General features: G+C 51.3%; 1 protein-coding gene. It reads right to left on the bottom strand.

Annotated features, from left to right (window positions below; all coding sequences use genetic code 11):
• Positions 1 to 828: glutamine-hydrolyzing GMP synthase (gene guaA / locus ACTHUM_RS15880; RefSeq protein ID WP_440403404.1), on the bottom strand; the 828-nt coding region annotated here is incomplete at both ends.

Raw genomic sequence — 828 nt, 5'->3', positions numbered from 1 at the left:
CAATCGTGGCAGGCGGTTTGCCGCTGACATCATAAACCACGCGGTTGATGCCTTTGACTTCGTTGATGATGCGGTTGGACACTCGACCAAGCAGCGAGTATGGCAGCTCAGCCCAGTGGGCAGTCATAAAGTCGCTGGTAATCACGGCACGCAAAGCTACGACATAATCGTAAGTACGGCCGTCGCCCATTACGCCGACGGATTTCACAGGCAGGAATACGGCAAAGGCTTGGCTGGTCAGATCGTACCAAGATGTGCCGTTTTCATCGGTAGTATTGCGCAATTCTTGAATGAAAATATCGTCTGCTTGACGGAGCAAGTCGGCGTATTCTTTTTTCACTTCGCCCAAGATACGCACACCCAAACCTGGGCCCGGGAACGGATGACGGTACACCATTTCACGCGGCAGACCCAAAGCGACGCCCAATTCGCGTACTTCGTCTTTGAACAAGTCGCGCAACGGCTCAAGCAATTTGAGCTTCATGTTTTCAGGCAGGCCGCCGACATTGTGGTGGGATTTGATGGCATGGGCTTTTTTGGTTTTCGCGCCTGCGGATTCGATTACGTCAGGGTAAATCGTACCTTGCGCCAACCATTTGGCGTTAGTGAGTTTTTTCTCTTCAGCGTCAAATACTTCGATAAATTCCGCACCGATGATTTTGCGTTTTTTCTCCGGATCGGTCACGCCGGCAAGTTTCGCCAAAAACTGCTCTTCGGCATCAACGTGAATCACGCGTACTCCTAAGTTGCGGGCAAACATGTCCATCACCATTTTGCCTTCGTTCAAACGCAACAGACCGTGGTCAACAAACACGCAGGTCAGTTGGT

The sequence above is a fragment of the Neisseria sp. P0021.S006 genome (assembly GCF_051956895.1).
The sequence above is the reverse complement of the archived record's forward strand: the minus strand, read 5'-3'. Positions and strand labels throughout refer to the sequence as shown.